Annotated in this window: 2 protein-coding genes; both read left to right on the top strand. The window is 43.8% G+C overall.

What is annotated here, in order from left to right; genetic code table 11:
• Positions 1-36 precede the first annotated feature (36 nt).
• Complete coding sequence (locus tag CWC28_RS04515; protein ID WP_138624789.1) at positions 37-1,464, top strand: NAD-dependent succinate-semialdehyde dehydrogenase; 1,428 nt, start codon at positions 37-39, stop codon at positions 1,462-1,464.
• Positions 1,465-1,994: 530 nt separating this feature from the next.
• The gene (locus tag CWC28_RS04510) at positions 1,995-4,643 is read left to right on the top strand and encodes a beta-N-acetylhexosaminidase (protein ID WP_138624788.1); all 2,649 of its coding nucleotides are present in this window, start codon (positions 1,995-1,997) and stop codon (positions 4,641-4,643) included.
• Positions 4,644-4,808 lie beyond the last annotated feature (165 nt).

The following is a 4,808-nucleotide window of genomic DNA, read 5'->3' as shown; positions in this document are numbered from 1 at the left end:
ATAGCTGATAGCTGATAGCTTTTACTTGGAGGTTCTATGTCTGATTTAGTTTTTTCTGATTCGTTTATCGACGGTGACTTTTACTCTACGAGCCAGCGTTTTAGTGTAGATAACCCCGCAACCGCTGAGGTAATTACTCAGGTCTCTGATATTGATGAAGCTGGTGTTGAGCAGGCTTTAAAAAGTGCTGACGAGGCATTTAGCAAACTAAAGCAAACAACTGCAACCGAACGTAGTGAAACGCTGCGCCGATGGTATGAGTTGGTTATTGAGCACAAGCAACAGCTTGCTGAGTTAATGACTAAAGAGCAAGGTAAGCCTTTAAAAGAAGCCTTGGGCGAAGTTGAATACGGTGCAGGCTTTATTAAATGGTTTAGTGAAGAAGCAAAGCGTAGTTATGGCGACACAATTCCTGCTACTGATAGCAAACATCGTTTAACAACGATAAAGCAACCAATTGGTGTGGTGGCTGGTATTACACCTTGGAATTTCCCGATTGCGATGATCACCCGTAAAGTGGCACCCGCTTATGCTGCGGGTTGTAGTTTTGTGATTAAACCTTCGGAGCATACGCCATTATGCGCTATTGCCTTAGCCTACCTTGCTGATAAAGCGGGGTTTGTAAAAGGGGCGCTAAATGTGGTGGTCTCTGAAAACGCAAAAATGGTGGGTAAGATCATGACTGAGTCTCAGCGTGTGCGTAAATTCACATTCACAGGCTCAACCGGTGTAGGTAAGCAGTTACTATCGCAGTGTGCTTCAACAATTAAACAAACGTCTATGGAACTTGGCGGTAATGCCCCGTTCATTATTTTCGATAATGCCGATTTAGATGAAGCAGTTGCAGGCCTTATGGGGGCTAAATTCAGAAATGCAGGGCAAACTTGTGTTGCCGCTAACCGAATTTTTGTTCAGCGCTCAGTGCTTGAAACGGTGCTCGAAAAACTCACAGACAAAGTGGCTGAGTTAAAGGTTGGCAATGGTCTTGATGACGGGGTAGATATTGGCCCATTAATTTACCCTCAAGCAAAAGAAAAAGTACAAATACTTGTGCAAGATGCGGTTGATAAAGGTGCATCGTTAATCGGTGATAACAGCGAGCTTGAAGGTAGCTTTCAAGCGCCATTAATTTTAACTGATGTGACACCAGAGATGGATATCTATCATGATGAAGTGTTTGGTCCTGTAGTCAGCATCATCGCTTTTGATGATGAAGAAGAAGTGCTTAAGCTTGCGAACGACGTACCTTATGGTTTAGCTGCATATTTTTATAGTGAAAACATCAAGCAAGTTTATCGCGTAAGCGAAGCACTCGAATACGGTATGATAGGTATTAACGAAGGCCTTATCTCAAATCCAGTAGCGCCATTTGGCGGCGTTAAACAGTCTGGTTTAGGCCGAGAAGGCGGCCACCAAGGGTTAGATGAGTACCTAGAAGAGAAGTATCTGTGTGTTAAGGTTTGAGCGATAACTGCGCGCGAAAAAAATTTCACGCCTACAATACCTCGCACCTCGTAGGAGCGGCTTTAGCCGTGAATAGGTCAAATCTATTCGGCGTTAAAACGCCTCCTAGCATGTAGGCGTCACGCTTGCTTGGCGCGTTTTACATCAATACCCTGACGGCAAATCCAAAGACATCGCGCGAAATAAATTTCACGCCTACAATACCTCGCACCTCGTAGGAACGGCTTTAGCCGTGGATAGGGCAAATCTATTCGGCGTTAAAACGCCTCCTACTTTGTAGGCGTCATGCTGGCTTGGCGCGTCTTATATTCAACACTCTTTCGATGGATTAACGCCTTTTCCAACAAACAACACAATTCGGCTTCAAACTTATAGCTTGCGGCTTAAAGCTTCTAAATCCTCACCTTTATTTTTCACAAAATGATAGCGCTGTCATTTTAGTTTTTATATGATAGGAACGAATTATTAACAAAAATGAAAAATAGTACGCAGAAATACCGTACACTCAGGGCTTAAACGAGGAGAAAGTAATGGATTTTAAGAAGTCACTATTCGCGGTAATGCTAGCGACTGCGCCTTTAATGGCTAGTGCAGCATTAACTCAATCGCAAGTTGATCAGTTTGCGAAAGGTACCGAACTGCTGTTTTCGGTAGAAGATAACTTTCGTAATAAAGATGCGGGCTTTTTAGGAAAAATTACCCTCAACAATGGCTCTGATGTGGCGTTACCTGCAGGCGAGAGCGATTGGCAGCTTTATATTCACTCCGTTCGTAAAATTTCAACCGAGCATGTCGCAGGCCTAAACATTGAACACGTTAATGGTGACCTTCATCGTATCGTACCAACGAGCTCGTTTAAAGGTTTAGGTGCAGGTGAAAGTTTAGAGTTGCCGTTTGATGCGCAAGTATGGATTGTTGCTTACAGTGACTTTATGCCACGGGCATTTTTTGTTTCAGGTAAGAATAAACCAGCCGTATTTGCCAACACCGACACTGAAGATTTTAAACAGTTTGTGACGCCATTTACCCGTGAAAATCAGTTACGCCGTTACAATGAGCCAAAAGATTTATCGGTTTTAGCAACGGCAAAAGTACGTTTCGAGCGTAATAGCACTGATAAGGTGTCGGTTAGTAAAGAGGATGCATTAAAGCGTATTATTCCGAAGCCTCGTAAAGTCGAGTTTAACCGTGGCAGCGCAACGTTAAACAATAATTGGCAAATCAGTTATCAAGGCCAGCTTAAGCACGAAGTTATGGTGTTTATGCAAGACTTGCAAGATGACTATGGCATTAGCCTTAAAGCACAGCCTGATCATATCAATGTCGGCAAAGACAAAGTAATACGCTTAAAAGTTGACCCTAAACTCAATAATGCAAAAGCAGAAAGCTACACTCTAGAGATTGATGACGAAGTGATCACCATCGTAGGTAGCGATAACGCCGGTGTGTTTTATGCGATGCAAAGCTTATTGAACCTCATTCCTGCAAATAGCCAAGGCAGTGCCAGCTTACCGCAGTTAGAACTTGAAGACTCACCGCGTTATGGTTGGCGTGGTATGCATTACGATAATGGTCGTAACTATCATGGCAAAGAAGCAATGTTCAAGCTGGTTGAGCAAATGGCTCGCTATAAAATGAATAAGCTACACTGGCACTTTTCAGAAGATGAAGGCTGGCGACTTGAGATCCCAGGTCTACCAGAGCTTACCGACGTTGGTGGCTATCGCTGCTTTGATTTAGAAGAGCGCGAGTGCTTATTAACTCAGCTTGGCACAGGGCCATTTAAATCAGGCTCAGGTAATGGTTATTTGAAACGTGATGAGTTTGTTGAGCTGTTAAAGTTTGCGAAAGACCGTCACATTCAAATCATCCCAGAAATTGAAGGCCCAGGCCATGCGCGTGCCTCAATCAAAGCGATGGAAGCGCGTTATCACAACATGTTAGAAAAAGCTGAGAAAACCGCTAAAAATAACATTAATACGCGCTCTGCAAACAAAGAAATTCAACACATAGATATGGGACCAGCAACGCAATACTTGCTTACCGATCCTAAAGATACCTCTGTGTACATGACGGTACAAAACTACAAAGATAACTCAATGAATGTGTGTATGGACTCAACCTACGCATTTTTAGATAAAGTAACTTATGAACTTCAGCAGATGTACCGCGAAGCAGGTGTGCAGTTAAAGAACCTGCATATTGGTGGTGATGAAGTCGGTGCTGGTTCGTGGATAGGCTCGCCAATCTGTCAGGCGTTATTTGCTGATCCTAATAACGGTGTAGCTGGCCCGGCTGATTTAAAACCTTATTTCACACAACGTGTTGCAACCTTACTTGAAAAACGCGGTATTTCTCCGGGGATTTGGGAAGATGGCATCATGTATGACCGCGAAAATTCGTTTAAACGTGATGAGTTCCCTAATAAAACCTTTACCGTAAATACTTGGGATAACATTTGGGAGTGGGGTGTTGCAGATAGAGCATACCGCCTAGCAAATGCTGGTTACCAAGTGGTGTTATCACACGGTACGCATTTGTACTTTGACCACCCATACGAAGCAAGCCCTGAAGAGCGTGGTTATTACTGGGCAACTCGTTACACAGATACTAAAAAAGCCTTTAATTACATGCCAGATGACGTGTATGCCAATGCTGATTACACCCGCACTCGTGAGCCAATCGTTAATTTAGAAGCGTTGGTGGGTCGCCCGTTACCTAAACTTGAAAAGCCTGAGAATATTTTGGGTATGCAAGGTCAGGTATGGTCAGAAACAATCCGTACTGAAGAGCAAGTATTAGCAATGATCTTCCCGCGTATTTTGTCTGTTGCAGAGCGCGCATGGCATAAAGCTGATTGGGAAGGCGAAAGTGTCGATAGTAAAAAACAAGCAAAAGACTGGGCTGAGTTCTCAAGTGCAGTCGGTTTGAAAGAGCTGGATAAGTTAGCCAAAGATGGCATCAATCTGCACTTACCAGTACCGGGCGGCGTGATTGAAAATGGTAAGTTATATGCCAACAGTGCATTTGCATATTTGAGCATTGAGTACAGCCTAGACAACGGGCAAAGCTGGCAAACTTACGCTGAGCCTGTGAAGGTTGATAACAATGCAAAAGTTGCGTTACGCACCCGCTTAAACGCACAGCAAACCAGCCGCGTGACCGTTGTGGGTGAGTAATGTTTTTGCGATAAATAAATTTGGCGCCTACAGCAAAGCGTAGGCGTCACGCTTGCTTGGCGCGTTTTGCATTCAACATTTTTCGGCTCAAAACTGACAGCTAATCCCAAAACTTCACGTGAAATAAATTTCACGCCTACAATATTTCGCACCTCGCACCTCGCA

Source organism: Pseudoalteromonas sp. S4492 (assembly GCF_005886115.1).
GTDB classification, from domain to species: Bacteria; Pseudomonadota; Gammaproteobacteria; order Enterobacterales; family Alteromonadaceae; genus Pseudoalteromonas; species Pseudoalteromonas gelatinilytica.
Note: the sequence above shows the minus strand (reverse complement) of the source record. Positions and strands in the feature narration are given on the sequence as shown.

Coding starts and splice junctions, on each gene's coding strand:
- CWC28_RS04510 (WP_138624788.1), top strand. CDS start 1,995: ATGGATTTTAAGAAGTCACTATTCGCGGTAATGCTAGCGACTGCGCCT.
- CWC28_RS04515 (WP_138624789.1), top strand. CDS start 37: ATGTCTGATTTAGTTTTTTCTGATTCGTTTATCGACGGTGACTTTTAC.